At 53.5% G+C, this 22,072-nt stretch carries 29 protein-coding genes; 20 read left to right on the forward strand and 9 right to left on the reverse strand.

What is annotated here, in order from left to right:
• Nucleotides 1–3: 3 nt before the first annotated feature.
• From gatA to HMPREF9334_RS01490, 5 genes are all read left to right on the forward strand, one after another.
• Nucleotides 4–1,470, forward strand: coding sequence for an Asp-tRNA(Asn)/Glu-tRNA(Gln) amidotransferase subunit GatA (gatA, locus tag HMPREF9334_RS01470; protein WP_039957102.1), 1,467 nt, complete (start codon nt 4–6; stop codon nt 1,468–1,470).
• Entirely contained in the window at nt 1,467–2,906 is a 1,440-nt protein-coding gene (gene gatB / locus HMPREF9334_RS01475) for an Asp-tRNA(Asn)/Glu-tRNA(Gln) amidotransferase subunit GatB (RefSeq protein ID WP_006691736.1), read from the forward strand. The genes gatA and gatB overlap by 4 nt, the downstream gene beginning before the upstream one ends.
• Before the next feature lie 55 nt (nt 2,907–2,961).
• On the forward strand, nt 2,962–3,630 hold the full coding sequence (locus tag HMPREF9334_RS01480) for an HAD family hydrolase (RefSeq protein ID WP_006691737.1): 669 nt from the start codon (nt 2,962–2,964) through the stop codon (nt 3,628–3,630).
• Nucleotides 3,627–5,024, forward strand: coding sequence for a 23S rRNA (uracil(1939)-C(5))-methyltransferase RlmD (rlmD, locus tag HMPREF9334_RS01485; protein WP_006691738.1), 1,398 nt, complete (start codon nt 3,627–3,629; stop codon nt 5,022–5,024). Before HMPREF9334_RS01480 ends, rlmD begins: the two co-directional genes overlap by 4 nt.
• A 194-nt stretch (nt 5,025–5,218) precedes the next feature.
• Nucleotides 5,219–6,112: a restriction endonuclease gene (locus tag HMPREF9334_RS01490; RefSeq protein WP_006691739.1), complete on the forward strand. Its 894-nt coding sequence runs from the start codon at nt 5,219–5,221 to the stop codon at nt 6,110–6,112.
• A 498-nt stretch (nt 6,113–6,610) separates the two neighbouring features.
• Here HMPREF9334_RS01490 and HMPREF9334_RS01495 read toward each other — a convergent pair whose 3' ends face one another.
• The 6 genes from HMPREF9334_RS01495 to HMPREF9334_RS12430 form a co-directional block, all read right to left on the reverse strand.
• Nucleotides 6,611–7,882, reverse strand: a complete 1,272-nt coding sequence (locus HMPREF9334_RS01495) for a tyrosine-type recombinase/integrase (protein ID WP_006691740.1) — start codon at nt 7,880–7,882, stop codon at nt 6,611–6,613.
• Between the two features lie 493 nt (nt 7,883–8,375).
• Complete coding sequence (locus tag HMPREF9334_RS01505) at nt 8,376–9,047, reverse strand: Fic family protein (RefSeq protein ID WP_039957103.1); 672 nt, start codon at nt 9,045–9,047, stop codon at nt 8,376–8,378.
• A gap of 71 nt (nt 9,048–9,118) precedes the next feature.
• Nucleotides 9,119–9,904: a DUF6414 family protein gene (locus tag HMPREF9334_RS01510; RefSeq protein WP_006691743.1), complete on the reverse strand. Its 786-nt coding sequence runs from the start codon at nt 9,902–9,904 to the stop codon at nt 9,119–9,121.
• Complete coding sequence (locus tag HMPREF9334_RS12240) at nt 9,853–10,014, reverse strand: hypothetical protein (RefSeq protein ID WP_169311773.1); 162 nt, start codon at nt 10,012–10,014, stop codon at nt 9,853–9,855. The genes HMPREF9334_RS01510 and HMPREF9334_RS12240 overlap by 52 nt, the downstream gene beginning before the upstream one ends.
• A 97-nt stretch (nt 10,015–10,111) precedes the next feature.
• Nucleotides 10,112–10,513: an ImmA/IrrE family metallo-endopeptidase gene (locus tag HMPREF9334_RS11485; RefSeq protein ID WP_342626155.1), complete on the reverse strand. Its 402-nt coding sequence runs from the start codon at nt 10,511–10,513 to the stop codon at nt 10,112–10,114.
• A gap of 23 nt (nt 10,514–10,536) precedes the next feature.
• Nucleotides 10,537–10,971, reverse strand: a complete 435-nt coding sequence (locus HMPREF9334_RS12430; RefSeq protein ID WP_050803389.1) for a helix-turn-helix domain-containing protein — start codon at nt 10,969–10,971, stop codon at nt 10,537–10,539.
• A gap of 164 nt (nt 10,972–11,135) precedes the next feature.
• Here HMPREF9334_RS12430 and HMPREF9334_RS01520 point away from each other — a divergent pair, with 164 nt between their 5' ends.
• A complete protein-coding gene (locus HMPREF9334_RS01520; protein ID WP_211204827.1) occupies nt 11,136–11,372 on the forward strand; it encodes a DUF739 family protein in 237 nt (78 codons plus the stop codon).
• A gap of 130 nt (nt 11,373–11,502) precedes the next feature.
• On the opposite strand, the gene HMPREF9334_RS12080 is transcribed toward HMPREF9334_RS01520, so the two are convergent.
• The gene (locus tag HMPREF9334_RS12080; protein ID WP_006691746.1) at nt 11,503–11,724 is read right to left on the reverse strand and encodes a hypothetical protein; all 222 of its coding nucleotides are present in this window, start codon (nt 11,722–11,724) and stop codon (nt 11,503–11,505) included.
• A 104-nt stretch (nt 11,725–11,828) separates the two neighbouring features.
• Between HMPREF9334_RS12080 and HMPREF9334_RS01525 the strand changes: the two genes are divergently transcribed.
• On the forward strand, nt 11,829–12,032 hold the full coding sequence (locus tag HMPREF9334_RS01525) for a hypothetical protein (protein WP_006691747.1): 204 nt from the start codon (nt 11,829–11,831) through the stop codon (nt 12,030–12,032).
• Here the strand turns inward: HMPREF9334_RS01525 and HMPREF9334_RS12085 are convergent.
• Nucleotides 12,029–12,205, reverse strand: coding sequence for a hypothetical protein (locus HMPREF9334_RS12085; protein ID WP_006691748.1), 177 nt, complete (start codon nt 12,203–12,205; stop codon nt 12,029–12,031). The two genes, HMPREF9334_RS01525 and HMPREF9334_RS12085, sit on opposite strands and share 4 nt — an antisense overlap.
• A 73-nt stretch (nt 12,206–12,278) precedes the next feature.
• On the opposite strand from HMPREF9334_RS12085, the gene HMPREF9334_RS01530 reads away from it, so the two are divergent.
• Nucleotides 12,279–12,497 (forward strand): hypothetical protein, encoded by a 219-nt coding sequence (locus HMPREF9334_RS01530; protein WP_039957104.1) that lies wholly within the window; start codon nt 12,279–12,281, stop codon nt 12,495–12,497.
• A gap of 38 nt (nt 12,498–12,535) precedes the next feature.
• Nucleotides 12,536–13,099, forward strand: a complete 564-nt coding sequence (locus tag HMPREF9334_RS01535; protein WP_006691749.1) for a hypothetical protein — start codon at nt 12,536–12,538, stop codon at nt 13,097–13,099.
• Here the strand turns inward: HMPREF9334_RS01535 and HMPREF9334_RS01540 are convergent.
• Nucleotides 13,089–13,373, reverse strand: coding sequence for a hypothetical protein (locus tag HMPREF9334_RS01540; RefSeq protein WP_006691750.1), 285 nt, complete (start codon nt 13,371–13,373; stop codon nt 13,089–13,091). The genes HMPREF9334_RS01535 and HMPREF9334_RS01540 overlap by 11 nt on opposite strands.
• A gap of 55 nt (nt 13,374–13,428) precedes the next feature.
• Between HMPREF9334_RS01540 and HMPREF9334_RS01545 the strand changes: the two genes are divergently transcribed.
• The 11 genes from HMPREF9334_RS01545 to HMPREF9334_RS01595 all read left to right on the forward strand — a co-directional run bounded on the left by HMPREF9334_RS01545 (nt 13,429) and on the right by HMPREF9334_RS01595 (nt 21,988).
• Entirely contained in the window at nt 13,429–13,692 is a 264-nt protein-coding gene (locus HMPREF9334_RS01545) for a helix-turn-helix domain-containing protein (RefSeq protein WP_211204828.1), read from the forward strand.
• 29 nt (nt 13,693–13,721) lie between these two features.
• On the forward strand, nt 13,722–14,030 hold the full coding sequence (locus HMPREF9334_RS01550) for a helix-turn-helix domain-containing protein (protein ID WP_245535200.1): 309 nt from the start codon (nt 13,722–13,724) through the stop codon (nt 14,028–14,030).
• Nucleotides 14,027–14,338 carry a LysM peptidoglycan-binding domain-containing protein gene (locus HMPREF9334_RS01555; protein ID WP_006691753.1) on the forward strand — a complete coding sequence of 104 codons (312 nt, stop codon included), beginning with the start codon at nt 14,027–14,029 and terminating at the stop codon, nt 14,336–14,338. The genes HMPREF9334_RS01550 and HMPREF9334_RS01555 overlap by 4 nt, the downstream gene beginning before the upstream one ends.
• Entirely contained in the window at nt 14,335–14,523 is a 189-nt protein-coding gene (locus HMPREF9334_RS01560) for a hypothetical protein (RefSeq protein WP_006691754.1), read from the forward strand. Before HMPREF9334_RS01555 ends, HMPREF9334_RS01560 begins: the two co-directional genes overlap by 4 nt.
• Entirely contained in the window at nt 14,516–14,707 is a 192-nt protein-coding gene (locus HMPREF9334_RS01565; protein ID WP_039957105.1) for a hypothetical protein, read from the forward strand. The genes HMPREF9334_RS01560 and HMPREF9334_RS01565 overlap by 8 nt, the downstream gene beginning before the upstream one ends.
• Nucleotides 14,708–14,930: 223 nt before the next feature.
• Nucleotides 14,931–15,155: an FmdB family zinc ribbon protein gene (locus tag HMPREF9334_RS01570; protein ID WP_006691755.1), complete on the forward strand. Its 225-nt coding sequence runs from the start codon at nt 14,931–14,933 to the stop codon at nt 15,153–15,155.
• Nucleotides 15,156–15,170: 15 nt separating this feature from the next.
• Nucleotides 15,171–15,665, forward strand: a complete 495-nt coding sequence (locus HMPREF9334_RS11325; RefSeq protein ID WP_006691756.1) for a hypothetical protein — start codon at nt 15,171–15,173, stop codon at nt 15,663–15,665.
• Nucleotides 15,665–16,819, forward strand: coding sequence for a DUF2800 domain-containing protein (locus HMPREF9334_RS01580; RefSeq protein ID WP_006691757.1), 1,155 nt, complete (start codon nt 15,665–15,667; stop codon nt 16,817–16,819). The genes HMPREF9334_RS11325 and HMPREF9334_RS01580 overlap by 1 nt, the downstream gene beginning before the upstream one ends.
• Nucleotides 16,820–16,841: 22 nt before the next feature.
• Entirely contained in the window at nt 16,842–17,519 is a 678-nt protein-coding gene (locus HMPREF9334_RS01585; RefSeq protein WP_006691758.1) for a DUF2815 family protein, read from the forward strand.
• A gap of 52 nt (nt 17,520–17,571) precedes the next feature.
• The gene (locus tag HMPREF9334_RS01590) at nt 17,572–19,539 is read left to right on the forward strand and encodes a DNA polymerase (protein WP_006691759.1); all 1,968 of its coding nucleotides are present in this window, start codon (nt 17,572–17,574) and stop codon (nt 19,537–19,539) included.
• 13 nt (nt 19,540–19,552) lie between these two features.
• A complete protein-coding gene (locus HMPREF9334_RS01595) occupies nt 19,553–21,988 on the forward strand; it encodes a virulence-associated E family protein (protein WP_006691760.1) in 2,436 nt (811 codons plus the stop codon).
• Nucleotides 21,989–22,072: the final 84 nt, after the last annotated feature.

Genomic DNA, 22,072 nt, shown 5'->3' on the forward strand with positions numbered 1-22,072 from the left:
GTTTTGAGTCTATATGAAAAACCGGCGCATATCCTGCACGATATGCTTACGCGCAAGGAGATCAGTGCACGCGAACTGACCGAAGACGTACTTTCGCGCATGGACGCGGTCGAAAACGAAGTCGGCGCATATCTTTTGGAAAACCGCGAGGATGCACTTGCTGCCTCGGATCGCGTGGATGCGAAGATCGCAGCGGGGAAGGAGATTCCTTTCCTCGCGGGTATCCCGGGCGCGATCAAAGACAATATCTGTACGAAGGGCGTGCGTACGACAGCCGGATCAAAGATTCTGGAGAGCTTTGTTCCGCCCTATGATGCAACGGTTATGACAAAACTGCATGATGCGGACGCTGTCATCCTTGGCAAGGCAAACCTTGACGAGTTTGCAATGGGCGGCTCGACGGAGAACTCTGCCTATCACCCGACCCATAATCCGTGGGACACGGAGCGAGTTCCCGGCGGGTCGTCGGGCGGCAGTGCGGCGGCGGTTGCATCGGGGACGGCGATCTGGGCGCTTGGCAGCGATACGGGCGGCTCGATTCGTCAGCCCGCCTCGTTCTGCGGCATTGTCGGTCTGAAGCCGACCTATGGGCGCGTCTCCCGCTACGGACTTATGGCGTATGCTTCCTCCCTTGATCAGATCGGTCCCCTCACACGCGATGTCACGGATGCCGCGCACCTCATGAACGTCATTGCAGGGCACGATGTCATGGACTCGACCGCAAGCAGGGCAGATGTACCGGACTATACGAAGGCATTGCAGAATGACGTAAAGGGACTCAAGATCGGTCTGCCCAAGGAATACTTCATCTCGGGAATGGACAGCGATGTCGAAGTCTCTGTCCGTAAGGCGATTGCGGATGTTGAAGCGATGGGGGCGGAAGTGCGCGAGATTTCACTTCCGCACACGGACTATGCCGTCTCGACCTACTATCTGATCGCCCCCGCAGAGGCTGCGACCAACCTCGAGCGTTATGACGGTGTCAGCTACGGTGTACGCGTCGATGGGGAAGATCTCGTCGACATGATGACGCGCACGCGCACGGAGAAATTCGGTGCGGAGGTCAAACGCCGCATCCTCATCGGCAACTATGCTCTTTCTGCGGGCTACTACGACGCATACTATCTCAAGGCACTCAAGGTGCGGACGCTCATTCAGCAGGACTTCACGCATGCCTTTGAAGAGGTTGATGTCATCATGACACCGACCGCACCGACCCCCGCCTATAAGATTGGCGAGATGACGAGCCCCCTGCAGATGTACCTGCAGGATATCTCGACCGTGCCTCTCAACCTTGCGGGGCTGCCCGGTATTTCTGTACCCTGTGGCTTTACCGCAGCGGGACTTCCCATCGGACTGCAGATCATCGGACGTCCGCTCGCGGAGGAGACGATCCTACGTGCGGCATATGCCTATGAGCAGGCACATGATTTCCATACGAAAATGGCACCGATTGGAGGAAAGGCATGAAATACGAAACCGTCATCGGTCTTGAGATTCACTGTGAACTCAAGACAAAGACCAAGATTTTCTGCGGCTGTGCGACGGGCTTCGGCGCAGATCAGAATACGCATGTCTGTCCCGTCTGCCTTGGGCTTCCCGGTGTCCTGCCCGTCGTCAATCGTCAGGTCGTAAACTATGCCATCAAGGCGGGGCTTGCAACCAACTGTGAAATCAACGGGTACAGCAAGTTCGACCGCAAGAACTACTACTATCCAGACCTTCCGAAGAACTTTCAGACCTCACAGTTTGACCTCCCGATTGCTGAGCACGGCTGGGTGGATATTGACACGGAGGCGGGCAAGAAACGTATTCGTCTGACGCGCATCCATATGGAGGAGGACGCAGGGAAGCTCGTGCACTCCGGCACGACGATCAAGGACTCCTCTTCGTCCAACGTGGATTACAACCGTACGGGTGTCCCCCTGCTTGAAATCGTCTCCGAGCCGGATATGTCCTCGGCGGAAGAAGCGCGTGCCTACATGGAGAAGATCAAGACGATCATGGAGTACATCGATGTCTCCAACTGCCGCATGGAGGAGGGGAATCTCCGTGCGGATATCAACGTCTCTCTGCGTCCCGTCGGCTCGGACAAACTGGGCACGCGCACGGAGATGAAGAACATCAACTCCTTCAAGGCACTTGAGGATGCCATCAACTACGAAATCGAACGTCAGACCGAGGTGCTTGAGGACGGTGGTCACATCATTCAGGAAACGCGCACATGGGATCCAGAGCGCGGCATCACCCTCTCCATGCGCAGCAAGGAGGAGGCACATGACTACCGCTATATGCCGGAGCCTGACCTGCCGCCGATTGTGACGAGCAAAGAGGAGATCGAGGCGATCTGCAAAGAGCTGCCCGAGCTGCCAGATGCACGCCGTGCACGTCTGATGGACGAAGCAGGGCTTTCCGCTTACGATGCGGGCATCATTACAAGCTCGCGTGCAATGGCGGAATACTACGATGCTATCACGGCGACGGGGGCGGACGCGAAACTCGCGGCAAATTGGCTGATGAGTGATCTCGCAAAGAACCTCAATGCAGAGGGAAAGACAATCGAGGAGTCCCCCGTTGATGCAAAGCGTCTCGGTGAGATGATCCTGCTCATCTCGAAGGGGACGATTTCCTCGAAGATCGGCAAAACTGTATTCAAGGAGATGTGGATATCGCCCGATGCACCGGAAAAGATTGTTGCGGACAAGGGGCTTGTCCAGATCACCGACACAAAGGAGATCGAGGATATTGTCGATCAAGTCATCGCAGCGAACGCAAAAGCCGTTGAGGACTATAAGGGCGGCAATAAGAAGGCAATCGGTGCGCTTGTCGGACAGGTGATGAAGCAGTCCAAGGGTAAGGCAAACCCACAGATGGTCAACGAACTCTTGGCAAAAAAACTCGGCTGAGACAAACAGCCTTTTCCGAAAGGGAAAGGCTGTTTTTGTCAAAGGGGGCATTTCCATGAACTATAAAGCCGCTGTATTTGATTTGGACGGAACACTTGTCAACTCACTGGACGATCTGGCGGACAGTGCCAACGCCACACTTCGCGCACACAGCTTTCCCATGCATGAGGTGGAGGCATATCGCTATTTTGTCGGAGACGGCACACGAAAGCTGATGGAACGCATTCTCCCGCAGGAGAACGCTGCGGATACGACCTTTGTGGAGCAATTTATGTCGAAGTACAAGGATCGCTATGCGCGGAATCTGCTCCAAAAGACGAAGCCGTATGACGGCATTATGGAGATGCTTGAGGAACTACGACGACGCGGTATTCCGATGGCAGTCTGCACAAACAAACATCAGTCTGCGGCAGAGATGATTGTGAAGACGCTTTTTCCGCATGGGATTTTTCAGGAAATCATCGGCGATCAGGAAGGACTGCCGCGTAAGCCCGACCCGCAAAAGGTGCTTCACATCATGAGAAATTTTGGGGTCACGGGAGAGCAGACCGCATATTTTGGCGATACAGACGTAGACATGGACACAGCACGCAATGCAGGAGCGTTTGCGGTCGGCGTTCTCTGGGGATTCCGGCCAGAGGAGGAACTCGTGGCACATGGGGCGGATATTCTCCTGATACACCCGATGGAACTATTTGAAAAGGTGACGTTTGCAGAGCGATGAAACATAGAAAAACGATAAAGCAAGCCGCGCAGACGATTCCCGTCTGCAAAGGGCGAACCTATGAACTTCAAATTGATCGCCTCGGAACGAGCAGTGAGGGGGTCGGACGATACGAGAATTTTACTGTCTTTGTCCCGAATGCACTCCCCGGCGAGAACGTCTCCGTCATCATAGAAGAAGTAAAGAACAGCTATGCACGCGGACGCATCAAGCAGATCCTGCATGAGAGTGTCGATCGCGTTGCACCGCTCTGTGAACTCTACGAGGAATGCGGCGGCTGTCAGCTCCAACACCTCTCCTATGAGGCACAGCTGCGTGCAAAACGTGCACAGGTCGTAGACGCATTGACCCATATCGGCAAGCTCCCGCAGATTCCCGTGATGGAAACGCTGCGTGCAGAAGAACCGTGGAACTATCGGAACAAGATGCAGTTTCCAATTGGACGAAATATCGGAAAGATCGTGATTGGCTGCTTTGCACAGGGCAGTCACAGGATTATCAATACGGAAAACTGCCATATCCAGCGTGCGGAGAACAACGACCTTGCAAATGCTGCACGCGAGATTGCAGAGCAGCTTCACATTCCTGTCTATAACGAGGACACCCACAAGGGCGTTCTGCGCCACATTGTCGGGCGCGTCGGACGCAGCAACGATCTCATGGCGGTCATTGTTACTGCAACAAAGCAGCTCCCACGCGCCAAGGACTTTGTTCGCATGATGCGTGAGCGTCTGCCAAACCTCGTCAGTGTCCATCAGAATATCCAGACCTATCGCAACAACGTCATCATGGGACGCGACACACAGCTGCTCTGGGGACGACCGACAATTATCGATTCTTTGGGGCGGCTGAACTTCCACATCTCCCCGCGCTCCTTCTTTCAGGTCAATACAAGACAGGCAGAACGCCTTTACGAGCAGGCACTCGCCTATGCTGACCTGCATGGGACAGAGACTGTCATCGACGCCTATTGCGGTACGGGAACAATTACGCTGTTTCTTGCTCAAAAAGCTCGAAAGGTCTACGGCATTGAAATCGTACAGCCCGCCATCCTTGACGCGCGAAAGAATGCACGTGACAACCATGTAAAGAATGCCGAGTTCATCGTTGGCGACGCGACTGCCGTCATGCCTGCACTCTACAAACAGGGCATTCGCCCCGATGTCGTCGTTGTCGATCCGCCGCGTGCCGGATGCACCGAAACCGTCCTGCGCACCTTCGCCAACATGAAGCCACAGCGCATCGTCTACGTCTCCTGCAACCCTGCCACACTTGCGCGCGACCTCGCCATCCTGAAAGGACTCGGCTATCTCGCACAGGAAGTTCAGCCCGTCGATTTATTCCCTCAGACATCGCACGTCGAGAATGTTTGCCTGCTAAAAAAACAAAAATAACGGAAATCCAAGAGGTTTCAGCAGATTGCTTGATTGCGGGCAGTCTGCCGAAATCTCTTTTTGTTCAACAGATTGATTTTTCGTTCAAAACTAAGTATGATTGAACGAAAAATAGAATGCCGAATGAAAGGACTTTGGGAAGCTTCGCCCAAAACAAAATCCATATAACAATCATATAAGGGAGAGGTATCAATATGCTGCCAAGATATGACGAATTTTATATGCCATTGCTTCGTGTCCTGCAAGACGGGAAAATCTACACAATGAAGGAGGTCAAAAAACTCATAGCAGAGAAGCTCCATATCTCAGATGATGCTCTCTTAGAGAGACTTTCTAGTGATAGGCAAACGGTCTATGACAATCGTATTGGTTGGGCAAAGACCTATTTGAAAAAAGCAAAAGTTATTGAATCTCCAAAACGTGCTCAAGTTGTGATTACAGATCGTGGAAAAACATTGCTTGCGAGCGGTGAAATCATTACAAATGCACTTCTAGAGCAGAAATATCCAGAGTTTGCAGAATTTCGTGGGAAGAAAAATATTGAAAAAAAAGTCGCTCTCCCAACACTTCCTCTGAGTGAAGAAACACCGCAGGAAATACTGGATCGTGTCTATGGAACCATCACCGACCAATTGGCAGATGATCTTTTGACTGAAATTATGGCACAAAGTGCTAATTTTTTTGAAATACTTGTCGTTGATTTAATGAAAGCGGTGAATTATGGGGATGGCTTTGTCACAAAAATGAGTGGTGATGAGGGAATTGATGGCATCATCCACGAGGATAAACTTGGTTTCAATTTGATTTACATACAGGCAAAACGCTGGAAACCGGAAACAACCATCGGAAAGCCCGAAATTCAAAAATTTGCCGGTGCGATGATGGGACCGCCAAAGATAGAAAAAGGTCTTTTTATTACGACCGCAAAATTTTCTCAAGGAGCAAAGGCTTTCGCAGACGCGCAACATATTATTCTTGTCGACGGGAAAAAACTGACAGAGTTGATGATCGAACACGAGTTAGGTGTATCAACACAAAAATCATACCGTATCAAGCGCATCGACACGGATTATTTTGCAGATAATTGAGGATTTCATAGATGGAAAACAACAACATAATCGACATCCCCAGTCTCCAGTGGTACCCGGGGCGAATCTGGAAATAGGGAAGTAGACCCTTGTATTTCAAGGGCGCAAGGTTTTTCTTGTCTCCCGTTTTAGTAAAATGTCTCCCATTTGTCTCCCAATTTTCGAGGGAGACAAACGGGAGACGGGGACGGAGTATTGCTATTTCTTCGATCATGGAGTATAATAGCCATAGAAAAAGGTGCTATCGTGTAAACGGTCAGCCCCAAACTTATCTCGGTGAGAAAATCCCGCCTAAACTTTAGCTGGGGTCAGGCGGGTTTTCTTATGCCTTTAATGCAACGATACAGATCGTCACCATGAACACTAACGCCAAAAAGTCGTATAGCTCCATCGGCATCGCCCCCTCTCAGGGGCTAAGATTGACCGCCTACCGAATAGATAGCACCTGCTCGGATTATATCACATCCACAGGCTTTTGGGCGGTCTTTTTTTGTGGAGTTACAGTACATTCTTCACCTTGCCCGAGATGATCTGCACGGGGACGGCCTGCATCTCCGGGCGGTTCTCGATGTAGCGGAGCGTTGTGTCGTAGTCCGAGTGCCCCGCACGCGCCATGATGTCATTCGGAGCCGCCTGTGACTCTCCGAGCATGGTGAGGTTCGTGTGCCGCATGCAGTGGAAATCGAAATCATGAACACCGAGCTCGCGGATCCTCTTGCACTGATACCCCAAGGTCGTCGGCTTGATGTACTTCCCGTTCGGCTGCGTGCAGATGATATCAATGCGCGGTCCAGGGGCAGGATAGCCCTTCTCCAAGGACACAATCTTTTTGATGTCCCGTCCTTGATAGTCTTTTGCCGGGACAATGTAATTATAAAAGTAATCCTCTCCGTAGTAGAGCTCGTTCTTCGCCTGCTGTCGCTTCCAACGCTGCAGGAGGGGGAGAATGACCTGCGCATCGAAGGAAAGCGTCCGACGGCTGCTATCGGTCTTGAGATCGCACACATAGTGCAGGCCAATCTTTCCGCGCATAGCAAGCCGTTGTATTTGCTGTGTGACTGCAATCGTCATGCGTTGCATATCGCAATTATCCCATGAGAGACAGAGTGCCTCGCCGATGCGCGTGCCGAAATAGAGACCAATGACAAGCGGCATGTGAAAGGTTGTACCGAACGGATGCCGCTGGAAGATCAACGCAAGCTCGCTGTCCTCGATACGCCGACGCGGCTGCCGATGACTGAGCGGGGCAAACTCTTTGCCCGGCACCTTGATAAGGCGTGCAGGATTTTCCCGCAGCAGCTCCATCGGATAGATCGCATAGTCGAGTGCCGTGGAGATGTTGCTGAGGATCCGCGCGACGGTCTCATAGGCATAGCCGTCCTTGCGCTTCTCTTGGACGAATCGGTCGATGATCGCAGGCGTGAGAGAGGATAGGCGGTACTCACCAAGTGCGGGCTTGATGTGCAGCCGGATATTCTTCTCGCGCAGCTCCAACGTGTTGTTGCGTGCAGAGAGCCGCGTGCGCTCATACCAGATATCGAGATAGTCCGCGAAGCTGATGCTGGTATCGTTCTTTTTTGTGCCGCCGCCGATGTAGGCATTGTATGCTTCGACTCCGGCCATTAGCGCATCCTGCTCTGTGGCATATCCACCGCCTTCGCCGCGCCGACGTTTGCCGTCAACCTTTGCCTTCTCGAAATAGTATGCCCACGATGCTCCGCGTTGCTTTACGCGGACGTGATCGAGTGGGTTATTTGATTTTTTTGACATGATAAAAGCCTCCCATGTTGAAAATTGGAGGCTAATCCCATATAATAGGTGTTGGCGTAGATGTGATTAGCCTCACATTTATTCTTTGCCGTCCGGAGGTGGTGCTCCGGGCGGTCTTTTATGTGGGAAGAAAACACAATATTTTCCCTCTTGATTGTTCAATTAGGGAAAAAGAGCCGATTTTTCCCAGTTGGTTGATGTTCTGAACTATGCTATACTGGATGCGTTGCCGCCCCTACACATGGCAATGGGAGGGGGTGTGCGTATGAGTGTTATCGCGTTTCTTCTCTCCATCATGGCGGGTGTAATCGCCAACTACATCTGCAAATGGCTCGATGAGAGAGACTGACGGCGACGAGCCTAGGTGTTAGTCCCTGCCTGCACAATGGGAACAGAAAAGCCCCCGAGCTGCTATCTCGGGGGCTTTTCGTGTGCTTAAGTGCTATCGCGTTTGCCATAGATAGTATAACACAAGTCCCCAATGAGATGCAAGCTATGAAAATGCTTCAATACGTCTGCGTTCCTCTGCCTGTAGTTCCTCGGCGAATGCAGCGAATCCCTGCAAATCCTCCGTATTGAGATAGTTGATGTACTCCTTGCGCCGCTCCACGGGAATCACAATCGGCGTCATGCCGGCGAGGAAACAGCTGTACACCATCAGCGCACGGCCGACCCGTCCGTTGCCGTCCGGGAACGGATGAATATGCTCGAATGCGATGTGCTGGCGGCAGATGGCGAGCACCTTATCTGAATCGGATGCAGCGGCATCCATCTGCGCAGCGAGGTTGTCGATCCAGTCCGTCAGTGCCGACGGAACGAGGTAGGGCGGCGTAGGTGTGAAGTCTGCGCCAATGATCATATTCGGGCGCTGCTTGAACTGTCCGGGTACGCTCTCGATCGCATCCTTGCAGAGGATTGCGTGCACCTCGCGGATCAGAGAGAGGGAGATCGGTGTGCCAGATGTCGACTGCTCGACAAGAAACGTCATGAACGCCTTATAGTTCAGCACCTCGTTCAGCTCGCGCATATCCATCGCACGCGGGACATAGCCATCAATGAGCACGCTCTTTGTCTCGCCCTGCGTCAGCGTGTTGCCCTCGATCGCGGTGGAGTGATGCGCCATCCGCACCATGAGATCACTGAGATATTCGGGTGAGTATGTCATCGTGAGCCTCCTTTCTAGCCCTCCGAGAGGAAGCGGTACTTGTAACATTTGGCAAAAACGTCGCCTTGCACTCAATGAACCTGCACTCTACGGAAAACAAGAATAGGGATAATTCTGTAGACAGAGGATTGAAACAGCTGATTCAAAGAATCGGACATCACATCGATGGCATCATCTAATGAGGAAATATCCGTCGAAGAAGAAGCCCTGTCAGCTGTGTCCAAAATTCCAAGTGTAAACCATTCGCCAGGGATTTGTGTTCCATATGTACGATTAATATCGCTTTGCGCAATGGAAAGCCCGCCGCTTTTCAATGTACCTGTTACAGAAAAACCATCTATTTCAAGGGTGAGGGTTATTGTGTTTGGGATTTGTGCAAGAATATCTGTGAATATACGCATCATAGATTTAGCCTCCCTTGTCTGGGGGACGCCAAATGTAGCAGCGTTCTTTGTGAAGATTGGCATCATAGACTTGATGGACTCGATGTCCTGAATTTTGATACGGGATTGAAGTAAAACCAGCCGCCCTGTACAGCTTGTTGGGAGTTGACTTAACGGGTGAATACCCAAGTCATTAAGTAATTGTATGATCTGGCTGTGGTATGGATCGTATTCCTCAGCAGCTTTTTCGTTCGATTCGTTGCGTTTTCCCCACGTTCCCTGTACGACTTCGATAGAGCCTTTCGTAGACAAAGAAGAACCCTCGGAAGTGCCTATTGTTTTTGTCACACTTCTGAGGGTTCCGTTTCGGATTTGGGATATAAAGGAATCGGTACGTTCCTTGTCGATATAAAGAAAATCAATCAAGGTTTGGGCATCAGAAAAGTTAGTTTCAACGGCTTCTTTTGTCCCCATTTATTTACCTCCTCGGCAATTTGCCGACAACGGGAGGCGTGTTCGTCATATTGCTTTTTGATAGCGAGAGGGTCAAAATGGAGCACTTTCACTTCAGTTTGATTTTTCATAACACAACCTCCTTTCTTGTATTATATACGGAAATTCGTGAAATGTGAACCTTATTTTATTGTCTGTGTACAATTGACTGCCTCTGAGCGGCCTTTTTTATGTTCTCCATCCCTCCGAGAGGAACTGGCTCACATAATATTCGTCCAGATTGTAGCGGTAGGCCATCAGATATGTTGCAAACTCATCTGCCTCTCGCTCAATACGCGTATTGGAGTATGAGACGTTTCGCATCGAGAAGGCGGTATATCTTCCATGGCATACGATGTGCCCGAGCTCGTGACAAAGGACAGCCGCTTGCTGCCATTCAGGGAGATTCTTGTTGATTGCGATTGTCCTGCGCCGCAGTGTTCGTTTCCAGAAGCCGTTGACCGTTGACGGGAGGTCGAGGAAATAGACGCTGCAGTTCAGTTCCTTTGCAATTCGGTACGGGTCTGATGTATCGTGTCGAGCTACTAGATTTCTGACGCGTAAAGGGATATTCAGAGACACTGACAGCACCTCCCTACATTTCTCTCTTTCCCTTATTTCTTGCGTTTGTTTTTCTCTTTGACATCCCAGAAGATGAGTTCGAGTGCCTTTTTTACCTTTTCTTTGTCCTCTCCGTTGAGGACAACACCGTTGTATGTGAGGTTATCGTCATCGAGAACCGCCTCAAGCTGGCGGCGCGTACGTGCGTCGATCTTTTTCCCCGTGGGGGACACGTCGGGCAGATCGTCGGATGCGGGGGCGGAGGATTGCACAGGAGATCGTGGATCGTCATTAACTCCCATTAAGTAGCTTGGGGATACATTCAGTGCCTGCGCTATCTTAAATATATTCCGCTGTTTTGGTTCATAGTTACCCGATAAATATTCACTGATTGAAGCCTTGCTTATGCCCGTCCGCTCATGAAGCTCGACTGCTTTCATGTTTGCAGAATCCATTGACGCGCGTAGACGTTCTGAAAACGTACCCATATGGACAACCTCCTTGATGTGATTATATAGCAGAAATTCGGAAAACACAACTAAAAATACCGTTTTTAAGAAAAAAGTTCGGAAAACTTGAAAAAAGATATTGCAATAATTTCGTGAAGGTGGTATTCTATCTTTAGTTAAGAAAACCGAATAATGGAGGCGAGGTGAAATTGGTGAGTTTTTCTTACGATAAGCTGCGGGGGAAAATCAGGGAGGTATTTGGCACTCAAGACCGATTTGCTGAGGCACTTGGTATGTCAAAGTCTACGCTGAGCCAGAAGCTCAATAACAGCTCGGAGTTCACGCAACAGGAAATGATGGACTCGATGAGGCTGTTGAAACAAAGCCTTACGCAACTCGATGAATATTTTTTTACCCCAGAGGTTCGGAAAACCGAATAACAGTAACCGCGAGAGGAGGTGAGTGGATGGAGGTCATCATCAAAGGCGAGGCAAAAGAAATCGCCGCCCTGCTACTGGAGATAGAGGGGCGGCGAACGTTGACCAAAGAGGAGGACGTTGATGTTGTGGTTCAGTCTTTCGTGAGTGCTTTGCAGAGCACGCGGAACATGAACTCTCTGTTGTAATCCATTGTGGCACGGATCGCGAGAGCTACGAGTTTTTCGGCATCAGTACCTTCCGGAAGTTTTGCTGTTACTTCGTCGAGCGAGACTTTTAATCTGCTTTCGAGGTCATCTTGAAGCATTTCGGACGGAACGGATTCGAAAATGCTAACCAGTTCTTCTTTCGTCATCTAAACCACCTCCTTTCCGCGCTGATTATAGCACGGCGGGGAGGGAGCAACAACCCCGAGCGTGGAGACAGACGGAATCCGCGCAACAGAGAGGAGGTGAGGGGATGACAAAAGAGGATATGGATTTGGCGGTCAAGGAGATTCACGAATATCTCCTTGATAAGGGGGCTTTGTATTGGCAAGCGAAATGGGTTTTGCGGATACTGAATCAAGAGTATGAGAAAAAAGGCTGCCAACTTCTTGACCTAATGGAGATTAAGGAGTTGGCAGAGGTAAAAAAAGAGCGTGGGAAAGAGCGACTATTTTAGTCGCGCGGAAGAACATCATCGGCAGCGTCGAACAGGTCTGTCATGATGTTGTGGAGATTGTGAATCATATCGGGATAGGACATTGCAGACAGGTCATGTTTAGCGGCAAGAACCTCTACTGCAAGCGTCGGAATCATATCCTTCACAGTCTCGATCGTTTGATTTGTAGCCATATTAGCACCTCCTTTCCGTGTTCAGTATACCACGGTGGGGAGGAGCACAACAACCGCGAGAGGAGGTGAGGGGATGGCAAAAGAAAAGCCCCTGCACGAGCAGGGGACTATGGGTGATCGCCAACCAATCTATCTGGCAGTCAATATTCAATTCCCTGAGCAGGTGAGCTTTTATCGGGATGTTCGTGCATTGTTCCTGGGTTTTGTCATGATGCTTGGCGAGATGCTAAAAACAATCCGGTTATCCTACTATCCATATTTGGAGAAACTTCGTATTCGACGAAAGCGGTGACGCTGATAGGAAACAGAGATCTCGAAAGGAGAAAACCAATGAGCAACAACCAGAAACACCCGCGTTGCCATGCCCGCACCGTCGCTGAGATCGTGCAGGACATCCGCATCACCGCAGCCGCACTCCGTGAAATCTTTGGCATCGAGCGTCATGTCGCAATCAACAAGGCGGTCTGCCTCGCAGAGGAGGCCTACGGACTTGAGATGTCTGCGATCAAGCCGGTTGTCTATGGACCCGTGAAAGGAGTCAAGCACATGGAAAAGTCACGTTTTGAGGTCTACCTGCATAGTGTCCTAACAGAGGCTCAGATCGGGCTCCTGAAGGAATCTCTGCTTGCAGGTCGGCGGATTTACTTCTACGGCGCGGAGGGGACAGGGAAGTCGATGCTGTGCAGCATTCTCCGTCATAACGGGTTCGATGGAGTATTTGAGCCGGGTTCAGTCGTGATAGGCGGATCTGATGATCCAATCGGTCCATTTACTCTCCCGAAGAATCCGCGCGGAGTTGTCCTTCTGGAACTCTACGGATTGAAAAAGCACCTCGATCTGACCGAGGTGCTTGGATTCAGCCGCAGCGATATTGTTGCATGGCTCACGGCTTGAGTACGTTCGGGACGCGTGCATTGAAGTACCAGTTTGGCTCTGATTCATCGGTGCGCTTCCTTTTGAAACCAGCGGCAACCATCGCCTCAGAGAAACATTCACTGGTGACGTGCTGATCTGGGAATCCTTGAGTACTCACGAAATGCTGTTTCAGTCCGTACGCCGAGTGCCGGCGGTTATACCCGGACTGCACTTTGAAGTTAAGGGCAATGTAGTCAAGAAGTGCGTCCTGCATATCGGTTGACAGATCAGCAAAATGGTCAACATTTGGCATATCGTCATCTCCCTTCTGTGCTCAGTATAGCATATCAGTGGGAGGAGAAGAAAAGGTGATTCGTGTGATTGACAATAAATTTTCTGCGATTCTTGGCAGCAGGCTCATCAAGATCAGCCAAGTGGCACGGGACACAGGAATCTCACGCACGACACTCACGAACATCTACTACAAGCGCAGCACGTACATCACGTTCACCGTACTGAACAAGCTGTGCAGCTACCTTGAGTGCGGCGTGGATGACCTGTTTCTGTATGTCGCTGACAGCGATGCATACCGAAAGGAGGGATGCTGCATCAGTAAATCATCAGACGGTTGAGTATGATGTGAGGCTAAGGAGGTGCAATGATGGACAGTGCAGCAATGGAGTCCATCATCGCCAGTGCGATCGAGCGCGCAAGCAGATCGGTCGCTGTTGTGAGGGAGCGTCAAACACCAGACGAGCTCCTCACGGTCGTAGAGGTCGCCGAGGTACTCGGTGTTGGAAAGAACTACGCGAACATGCTGGTACAGTCTGGTATTATCCGGGGCATCAAGCTGAACGGCATGAAGGTACGCCGGCGTGAGCTTGAGCGCTGGATGGCTGCAATGGACGGGATGGACTTGGAGGATCCTCGGAATCCCGTCCCGATCGGGAGAAGGGAGGCGGTCGCATGACCGCGCAAAAAGTTATCGTTGGGTGCTGCATCGCAGGGGCGGCGATCCTCTGCTCTGGCGCGGTCAATCCATGGGAGGACGGCAAGAACGCCGTCCTCGTTGAGGAGGTCTACACGGTCAAGAGCGGCGATACGCTCTGGAATATCGCCGAGGAGTATCTCCAGAAGAACACCGGTACTCGGAGGTATATCTTAGAGTACAAGAGCGGTATCGAACAAAACAATCCGTGGCTGCTTGAGCGGCACGGGATGATCTATCCCGGGGACAAACTGACGCTGACCTACTGGGTGAAAGGAGATACGCAATGAGAAGTGAGTGGAAAATCTCAAGTATGTACCTCGGCGGCAAGAAGGTGTATCAGGTCTACCGTATCAAGGATATGCGTGTTGTTGATCACAGCGGCAACCGCGAATACGCAGGTGGTCTGCTGCACGATGAGCGTGAGGCGATGGCACACGCAGAGAAGCTGAACAAGGAGGCGCACGATGTCTAAGTGGTATGTGGAATATTACTTTCACCACGGGGGAAGCGGCTCAACGCGTCGGTATCGAGTTGTCCGACTGATCGACCCCGCTAAACCGGATAGCTATGAAAACAAAGAATACGCAGGTAGCTACATCAAAAAGAGTGAGGCGAATGCAGAAGCAAAGCGCTTGAACAGCGAAGGAACGCCATGAACCGCCGAGGACGCGGGTGTCTCACCTGCACGGCAGCAGTATGCGACGGGTGTCCGGGTGTTCCGCGTACACGGGAGGAGACGGCAATGCGCCGCAGCGCAGAGCTGCCGCGCCGAAATGTACACACAAAAAAGGCGCCCAGACCGGTAGCCGCCAGTCTGAGCACCATAGGAAAAAAGATATTCTGTGCTTATTGTAGCACGCCAACAGGAGGTAATGCAATGTGAAGATCAAACAGATTCTGCGTCAGTATCGTCGGGATTTTTGGGCAATTTTTCGCTGTGAGGCCTGCGGGCACGAATGTGAGGAGCGGGGCTATGACGATGCCAATTTCCACGTGAATGTTATTCCCGATATGAAGTGCCCACAGTGCGGAAAGACGGAGCGGGAGATCGATCCAAACTACCGTCCGCTCAGCACGAAGTATCCCGAGGGAATGCTGTTGTGAGATAGGAGATACAACATGACAATCAACATTAACATCACTGGTATGGATCTCGCGGCAGCAGGTAAGGAGGGCATAACCGCCCTCGTGAATGCCTGCACGGCATTCGCCGGCGCATCGCTCGGCACGGAGATCGAGATGTCGGACAAGCCGCACAAGATGACGTCGGGCGACGGCATCGTCGTGCCGGAGAAGGTGTATGCGGACGAGCCGATTCCGGCAAAGGCAGAACAGGCGGCACCTGCACCGATTGCTCCGCCGGCTGCCTCGGAGACCATGGTACCTGCTATGCCTGTCACCCCCACGACACCTGCACCGATTCCGACAGCCGCCGCGCCGACGTATACAGTTGAGGAGCTACAGACGGCATGTGCGCCGCTGATGGACGCGAACCGCATGGCAGATCTGCAGCAGGTTCTCACGAAGTTCGGCGCGACATCGCTGCCGGATGTTCCAAAAGAGCAGTACGGTGCACTCGCCGCCGATCTGCGTGCATTGGGGGCGCGTCTTTGATGGCCGCCGCACACGCACTTCTCAGCGCGTCGAGCGCACACCGCTGGCTCGTATGCACCGCCGCCCCGAAGCTTGAGGCTGAGTTCCCCGACACGACGAGCACCTACGCTAAGGAGGGTACGCTCGCACACGAGATCTGTGAGCTGAAGCTGACGAAGTACATCACAACAATGCCGCGTGGGACGTATACGAAGAAGCTCAACGTGCTCAAGAAGCACGAGCTCTATGACCCCGAGATGGACGAGACGACGGACACCTACCTTGACTACGTGAAACGTACGGCACTCGGTTATGCAGTGCCGCCGAGCATTCAGATCGAGCGGCGTGTGAACTTTAGCGACTACGCCCCCGACGGTTTCGGCACGGCGGACTGCCTCCTGCTTGCAGGAGATACACTGCACGTCATTGACTATAAGCATGGCAAGGGCGTTGTCGTCGATGCGGATCACAATCCGCAGATGATGCTCTACGCACTCGGGGCGATACACGACTTCGCCCTGATCTATCGCTTCAAGATTGTCAAAATGGCGATCGTGCAGCCACGCGTCGGCAGTATCAGCGAGTTCACCTGCACGGCGGACGAACTCCTGCACTGGGGTGAGACGGTCGTGAAGGTCAAAGCGGCGGAGGCTCTGGGAGAATCCCCCGTCTTTGCAGCGGGCGAGCACTGCCGTTTCTGTCGAGCAAAGCAGCAATGCAAGGCGCGCTGTGAGTACTACGATGCGGCACTGAATACAATTCCCCTGCACAGAGATCCGAGACTAATTACACTAGAGGATTTGGGGTCCTACCTCAAGAGTGCTGGAGAACTCAAGAAATGGGCAGAGGATCTCCAAGAATACGCCCTCAGCGAGTGCCTTGCCGGGAGCAACGTCCCCGGCTGGAAAGCTGTGGAGGGACGCGGCAGCCGATCCTTTACGGATATGGATGAAGCCTTCGCCATCCTCGAGAAGGACGGCATCGAAGAATGCCTGCTCTGGGAGCGCAAGCCGCTGACACTCGCGCAGGTGGAGAAGACGGTCGGCAAGAAGCGTTTCGCGGAACTTGTCGGCACGATGGTGGTCAAAACTCCGGGCAAGCCAACGCTCGCCCCGGAGTCTGATAAACGTCCTGCGGTCACGAACGTGCCGCAGGCAGCAGATGTGTTTTCATAAGGAACAAAAGGAGAAAAAGAACATGAGTTACCAAACACGACCCTCGGATGTACTGCTGCGGAACGTGCGTCTCTCGTACGTCCGGTTTGACAAGGCGGTCTCGCGCAACCCCGGGCAGGAGAAGAAGTACAGCTGCACGATCCTCGTACCGAAGACGGATCTGGCGCAGAAGCAGGCGATCGATAGCGCCATTGAGGCCGCAATCGCCATCGGCCGTGAGAAGTACGGCAACGCCGTTCCCCCGAAGCCCAAGACAGTAATCTGGGACGGCGACGGCTACACGCAGTCTGGCAAAGAGTTTGGCCCCGAGGCAAAGGGGCACTGGGTGTTCACCGCGGGTCTTGCAGAGGCACGCGGTCCTGTGCAGGTGGTTGACCTGAGCCGCAACCCGATCCTCAATCAGAGTGAGATCTACAGCGGGATGTACGCCAACGTCCTCGTCAATTTCTACTTCTACAAGAATGAATCCGTCGGCGTCGGCGCTGGGCTCGGCCCCGTGCAGAAGGTCGCGGATGGTGAGCCTCTGGGCGGTGTCCTTCCCTCGGCGGATGATGTGTTTGGTGCGCCGGACGTCGCAGCTCCAATCGGGCAGACATACGCGGCAGGGGCTCCGCCGTACGCGCAGCCGAGCGTACCGCCCAGTGTCGCCTCGGCGGCGATGCAGCCGCAGGTTAACCCACTGACCGGCGCTCCGATGTAACCCAAAGATCTGTAGAACGAGGGGGCAGCCGCCCCCTTTTGAGGACTTATTTATGCGACATCTATCCATTGATCTTGAAACCTACAGCGAAAACGACATTAAGCTGGGCATCGCGAAATACGTGGAATGCCCGAACTTCAAAATCCTATTATTCGCATACGCGTGGGACTTCGGCGAGGTACACGTTGTCGATCTTGCCCGTGGGGAGGAAGTTCCCGCCGACGTGATCGACGCGCTCACAAATCCAGAGGTCACGAAGCACGCATTCAACGCGGCGTTTGAGCTGCACTGTCTGCACCGCAGCGGTATACTGACTCCTTACAGGCAATGGGCGTGCACGCAGCTCCACGGCCTCTATCTCGGTTATCCCAAAAGCCTTGACGGCATCGGCAAGGCTCTCGGGCTACCGCAGGACAAGAAAAAGAGTGCGAGCGGTAAAGCCCTCATCCGTTACTTTTGTCTGCCGTGCAAACCGACGAAGCGCAACGGGGGCAGGACGCGCAATCTGCCGGAGCACGATCCCGACAAGTGGGAGGCGTTCAAGGCGTACAACGCGCAGGATGTTGTGACAGAGATGGAGGTCTGCCGCCGTCTTGCGGCGTTCCCCGTTCCCGGCGCGCTGCAAGCGGAGTGGGTGACTGACCAGAAGATCAACCGGCACGGGGTTCTCCTTGACCTGGATCTCGTACGCGGTGCACTCCAAATCGACGCCGACGAAAAGCAGCATCTTATGCAGGAAGCCGCAGCGATCACGGGGCTTGACAACCCCAACAGCCGCGATCAGCTGCTCAAATGGCTCAACGACAACACGAACGTCGAGATGGAGAAGCTGACGAAGGAGAGCGTCGCCGAGGCACTCGAGGTCGCTGACGATACTGCTGCGAAGGTGCTGGATATCCGCAGACGGCTCTCAAAGACCTCTGTCAAAAAGTACGAGATGATGAAAAATGCTGCAGCCAACACCGACAACCGTGTGCGCGGTGTGCTCCAATTCTACGGCGCGAATCGTACCGGCAGATGGGCGGGGCGACTCATCCAGGGGCAGAACCTGCCGCGCAACTATTTGAGGAACCTCGACCTTGCCCGTGATCTCGTACGACGGGGGAATCGGGAAGCGGTCGCACTTCTCTTCGGCGATGTAGGTGATACGCTCTCACAGCTCATCCGCACGGCGATTATCGCACCCGAGGGGAAACTGCTCTGCATTTCGGACTTCTCCGCGATCGAGGCGCGTGTGCTTGCATGGCTCGCGGGGGAGAAGTGGGTGCTTGAGGCGTTTGATCGGGGAGAGGACATCTACTGCGCGACCGCATCCGGTATGTTCCACGTCCCCGTCGAAAAACACGGCGCGAACAGTCACCTGCGCCAGAAGGGAAAGATCGCAGTGCTTGCAAGCGGGTATCAAGGCGGTCCGAACGCGCTCATCAGCATGGGTGCTCTCAAGATGGGGCTCACCGAGGAGGAGCTGCCCGACATCGTCAGCCGCTGGCGCAAGGCGAACCCTCGCATCGTGGATTTCTGGCAGAAGGTCGAGAACGCCGCACTCTATGTGATGAACACGGCGCGTCCCGTCGGTCTTGACCACGGTATTCTTTTCGCACGCGAGAGCAACCCCGCCGATGGAAGCGACTTTCTCACGATTACGCTGCCATCGGGGCGAAAGCTCTTTTACCCAAGCCCGCATCTTGCGGTCAATGCCTTCGAGCGGCAGGCGCTCCATTACCGTACGCAGGTCGGCGCGAACTGGGGCACAAACAGTACCTACGGCGGCAAACTCACGGAGAATATCACGCAGGCAGTCGCACGCGACTGCCTCGCTGCGGCGATCACGCGCCTCACGGAGGCGGGCTATCCTATTGTCATGCACGTCCATGATGAGGTCGTGATCGAGATCGACGAACTGAATCCGGAGGAAACGCTCGCAGCGGTCAATGCCATCATGGCCGAGCCGTTGCAGTGGGCGCTAGGACTGCACCTGACCGCTGCGGGATTCACCAGCAAATACTACATGAAGGACTGAGGGAGGCGATGATTTGCAAAACGATCGCATCACACATATCAGCGTCGGACGAAGTCGTACCTCGAAAGAGTGGCAGCGCACCGAGTATCTCTGGAGCGAATTTGTCGAACGGCTCCGCACACCTGCGCGAACGGATGAAACCGTTGAGCAGTACCACGCTCTACCAAAGAAGGAGCAGGGCAGGCTAAAGGATGTTGGCGGCTTTGTCGGCGGTACGCTCAAAGGTCTCCAGCGTAAGGCAGCGAACGTCGAGAGCCGTGATCTCATCACGCTAGACCTCGATGCAATCGCGCCCGGAGAGACCGACGCAATCATTCGCCGCATCGCAGGCCTCGGCGTCGCGTACGCCGTCTATAGTACGCGCAGCCATACCGAGCATCATCCGCGTCTTCGTGCGATCTTCCCGACGGATCGGAGCGTCACAGCGGACGAATACGAGCCGATCGCGCGCAAGATTGCAAGCCTCATCGGAATTGATCTTTGCGATCCGACGACGTTTGAGGCGAGCCGCCTCATGTTCTGGCCAAGCTGCAGCAAGGACGCCATCTATGTGTTCTCGTATGAGGACAAGCCGTTTCTTTCATCGGACGGGATTCTCAGCACGTACGAGGACTGGCACGATGTGCGGACATGGCCGCAGGTGCCGGGTGCAAACGAGGCGAAGGAGCGGCTGGCACTCTCCAAGCAGTCGGATCCGACGAAGAAAACGGGCATCGTCGGCGCGTTCTGCCGTACCTATGACATTCTCGGCGCAATCGAGAATTATATCCCACACGCCTACGAACCGACGGACAGTAGTGACCGACTGACGTTCGCGATGGGATCCACGGTCGCAGGTGCGGTGCTCTATGACGATAACAAGTTCCTCTATTCGCATCATGCGACGGATCCATGCAGCGGTCAGCTGGTCAACGCGTTTGATCTCATCCGCCTGCATAAGTTCGCAGAGCTGGATGAGCCTGCGAAGGAGGGAACGCCAAACAACCGGCTGCCGTCGTTCCTTGCGATGCAGAAGGAGGCACTCGCAGATGCAGCCGTCGCCACGGAGCTGCAAACGGAACGCGCCGCACAGGCGGCGGACGTGTTCGGGATGGCAGAGCCTTCGGAGCACACGGAAACGGGCGGCGGGGTGGAGAATCCTGCAGTCGATGTGAACTGGATGCGCACAGCAGGAATCCAGTTCAGCGACACGGGGAAGCCGAAAAAGACAATGGACAACATAGTGCGGATTCTTCGGAACGATCCGCTGCTGAAAGGTAGGATCGCCGTCGAAAAGTTCTCCCTGCGGATGCTTGTCTTTGGTACACTGCCATGGAACCCGTCAGACAAACAGCGCGTGTGGTCGGATCACGACGACGCGGGCGTGCAGTGGTATCTGGAATACCGTTTCGATATCACCGGCAAGGATAAGATTCTCAGCGCAGTTCAACTTGCTGCCGAGCAGAATGGATTCAACGCCGTAACGCAGTACCTTGAGGGGCTGACGTGGGACGGTGCTGCGCGTCTGGATACCCTCTTTCACGATTATCTGGGTGCCGTGGATGAACCCTATACGCGAGCCGTCTGCCGTAAATCGTTCGTTGCCGCTGTCGCGCGAGCGATGCACCCCGGATGCAAGTATGACTATGTACCCGTTCTCATCGGGCGGCAGGGGCTTGGCAAGAGCACACTTCTTGCGAAGATGGCAAAGGAATGGTTCAGTGACAGTTTTTCCTCCTTCGACGGCAAGGATGCGCTCGAAGGGATTCAAGGAAAGTTGCTGATCGAGCTTGCCGAGATGACGGGCTACACGCGGTCAGAGGAGAATATGATCAAGCAGTTCCTCTCACGCACAAGCGATTTCTTCCGTATGCCGTTCGGGCGCAGAGCAGCCGAATTTCCCCGTCAATGCGTTTTCTTTGGGTCAAGCAACGATCACGAGTTCCTAAAGGATTCGACTGGAAATCGCCGCTTTTGGCCGGTGGACGTTGGAAAGTGCCCGGTGCAAAAGAGCATCTGGGAGGATCTGCCGCATGAGGTTGACCAGATCTGGGCGGAAGCTGTGGCAAGATTTAGGCAGGGCGAGGCGCTCTATCTGGACGATCAGGAAGTCATTCAGGCGGCATTAGACAACCAAAGCGGGCACCGAGAAGTCAATATCAGGGAAGGCCTGATTGCCGAGTTCATCACGCGCCCCATTCCAACGAACTGGAACATGATGAAGCTGCCCGAGCGAAAAATCTTCTGGAGCGGCGTCATGGAGGATCGCGGTGACCTCATCCCGCGCGATCGGGTCTGTGCGCTTGAGATCTGGTGCGAGTGCTTCGACGGCGAGCCGAAGTTCATGCGGCGTGGCGATGCGAAGGAGATCAACAAGATCCTAGAAAACCTTCCGGGCGTTATCCGCGACGATGCCACAAGGCGATTCGGGTACTGCGGCGTGCAGCGCGGATTCCATATCATAAACTGAACAGATGTAACACAATAAGAGTACGCCGTAACAATGAAGGTTTTTTATGTTTCTTCATTTTTGTTGTTACGCTTGTAAATTACG

The sequence above is a fragment of the Centipeda infelix ATCC 43532 genome (genome assembly GCF_000234095.1).
In the GTDB taxonomy this organism is placed as follows: Bacteria; Bacillota; Negativicutes; order Selenomonadales; family Selenomonadaceae; genus Centipeda; species Centipeda infelix.

Excerpts from the sequence above, each read along its gene's own strand:
- HMPREF9334_RS12430 (WP_050803389.1), bottom strand. The coding sequence starts at position 10,971 with ATGGGTACGTTTTCAGAACGTCTACGCGCGTCAATGGATTCTGCAAAC.
- HMPREF9334_RS01590 (WP_006691759.1), top strand. The coding sequence starts at position 17,572 with ATGCGACATCTATCCATTGATCTTGAAACCTACAGCGAAAACGACATT.
- HMPREF9334_RS01490 (WP_006691739.1), top strand. The coding sequence starts at position 5,219 with ATGCTGCCAAGATATGACGAATTTTATATGCCATTGCTTCGTGTCCTG.
- HMPREF9334_RS01565 (WP_039957105.1), top strand. The coding sequence starts at position 14,516 with ATGTCTAAGTGGTATGTGGAATATTACTTTCACCACGGGGGAAGCGGC.
- HMPREF9334_RS01555 (WP_006691753.1), top strand. The coding sequence starts at position 14,027 with ATGACCGCGCAAAAAGTTATCGTTGGGTGCTGCATCGCAGGGGCGGCG.
- gatB (WP_006691736.1), top strand. The coding sequence starts at position 1,467 with ATGAAATACGAAACCGTCATCGGTCTTGAGATTCACTGTGAACTCAAG.
- HMPREF9334_RS01510 (WP_006691743.1), bottom strand. The coding sequence starts at position 9,904 with ATGGGGACAAAAGAAGCCGTTGAAACTAACTTTTCTGATGCCCAAACC.
- HMPREF9334_RS01560 (WP_006691754.1), top strand. The coding sequence starts at position 14,335 with ATGAGAAGTGAGTGGAAAATCTCAAGTATGTACCTCGGCGGCAAGAAG.
- HMPREF9334_RS01480 (WP_006691737.1), top strand. The coding sequence starts at position 2,962 with ATGAACTATAAAGCCGCTGTATTTGATTTGGACGGAACACTTGTCAAC.
- HMPREF9334_RS01530 (WP_039957104.1), top strand. The coding sequence starts at position 12,279 with ATGGCAAAAGAAAAGCCCCTGCACGAGCAGGGGACTATGGGTGATCGC.
- HMPREF9334_RS12085 (WP_006691748.1), bottom strand. The coding sequence starts at position 12,205 with ATGGCTACAAATCAAACGATCGAGACTGTGAAGGATATGATTCCGACG.
- HMPREF9334_RS01495 (WP_006691740.1), bottom strand. The coding sequence starts at position 7,882 with ATGTCAAAAAAATCAAATAACCCACTCGATCACGTCCGCGTAAAGCAA.
- HMPREF9334_RS01580 (WP_006691757.1), top strand. The coding sequence starts at position 15,665 with ATGGCCGCCGCACACGCACTTCTCAGCGCGTCGAGCGCACACCGCTGG.
- HMPREF9334_RS12080 (WP_006691746.1), bottom strand. The coding sequence starts at position 11,724 with ATGACGAAAGAAGAACTGGTTAGCATTTTCGAATCCGTTCCGTCCGAA.
- HMPREF9334_RS01505 (WP_039957103.1), bottom strand. The coding sequence starts at position 9,047 with ATGACATACTCACCCGAATATCTCAGTGATCTCATGGTGCGGATGGCG.
- HMPREF9334_RS01585 (WP_006691758.1), top strand. The coding sequence starts at position 16,842 with ATGAGTTACCAAACACGACCCTCGGATGTACTGCTGCGGAACGTGCGT.
- HMPREF9334_RS12240 (WP_169311773.1), bottom strand. The coding sequence starts at position 10,014 with ATGAAAAATCAAACTGAAGTGAAAGTGCTCCATTTTGACCCTCTCGCT.
- rlmD (WP_006691738.1), top strand. The coding sequence starts at position 3,627 with ATGAAACATAGAAAAACGATAAAGCAAGCCGCGCAGACGATTCCCGTC.
- HMPREF9334_RS11325 (WP_006691756.1), top strand. The coding sequence starts at position 15,171 with ATGACAATCAACATTAACATCACTGGTATGGATCTCGCGGCAGCAGGT.
- HMPREF9334_RS01550 (WP_245535200.1), top strand. The coding sequence starts at position 13,722 with ATGGACAGTGCAGCAATGGAGTCCATCATCGCCAGTGCGATCGAGCGC.
- HMPREF9334_RS01525 (WP_006691747.1), top strand. The coding sequence starts at position 11,829 with ATGACAAAAGAGGATATGGATTTGGCGGTCAAGGAGATTCACGAATAT.
- HMPREF9334_RS01540 (WP_006691750.1), bottom strand. The coding sequence starts at position 13,373 with ATGCCAAATGTTGACCATTTTGCTGATCTGTCAACCGATATGCAGGAC.
- HMPREF9334_RS01535 (WP_006691749.1), top strand. The coding sequence starts at position 12,536 with ATGAGCAACAACCAGAAACACCCGCGTTGCCATGCCCGCACCGTCGCT.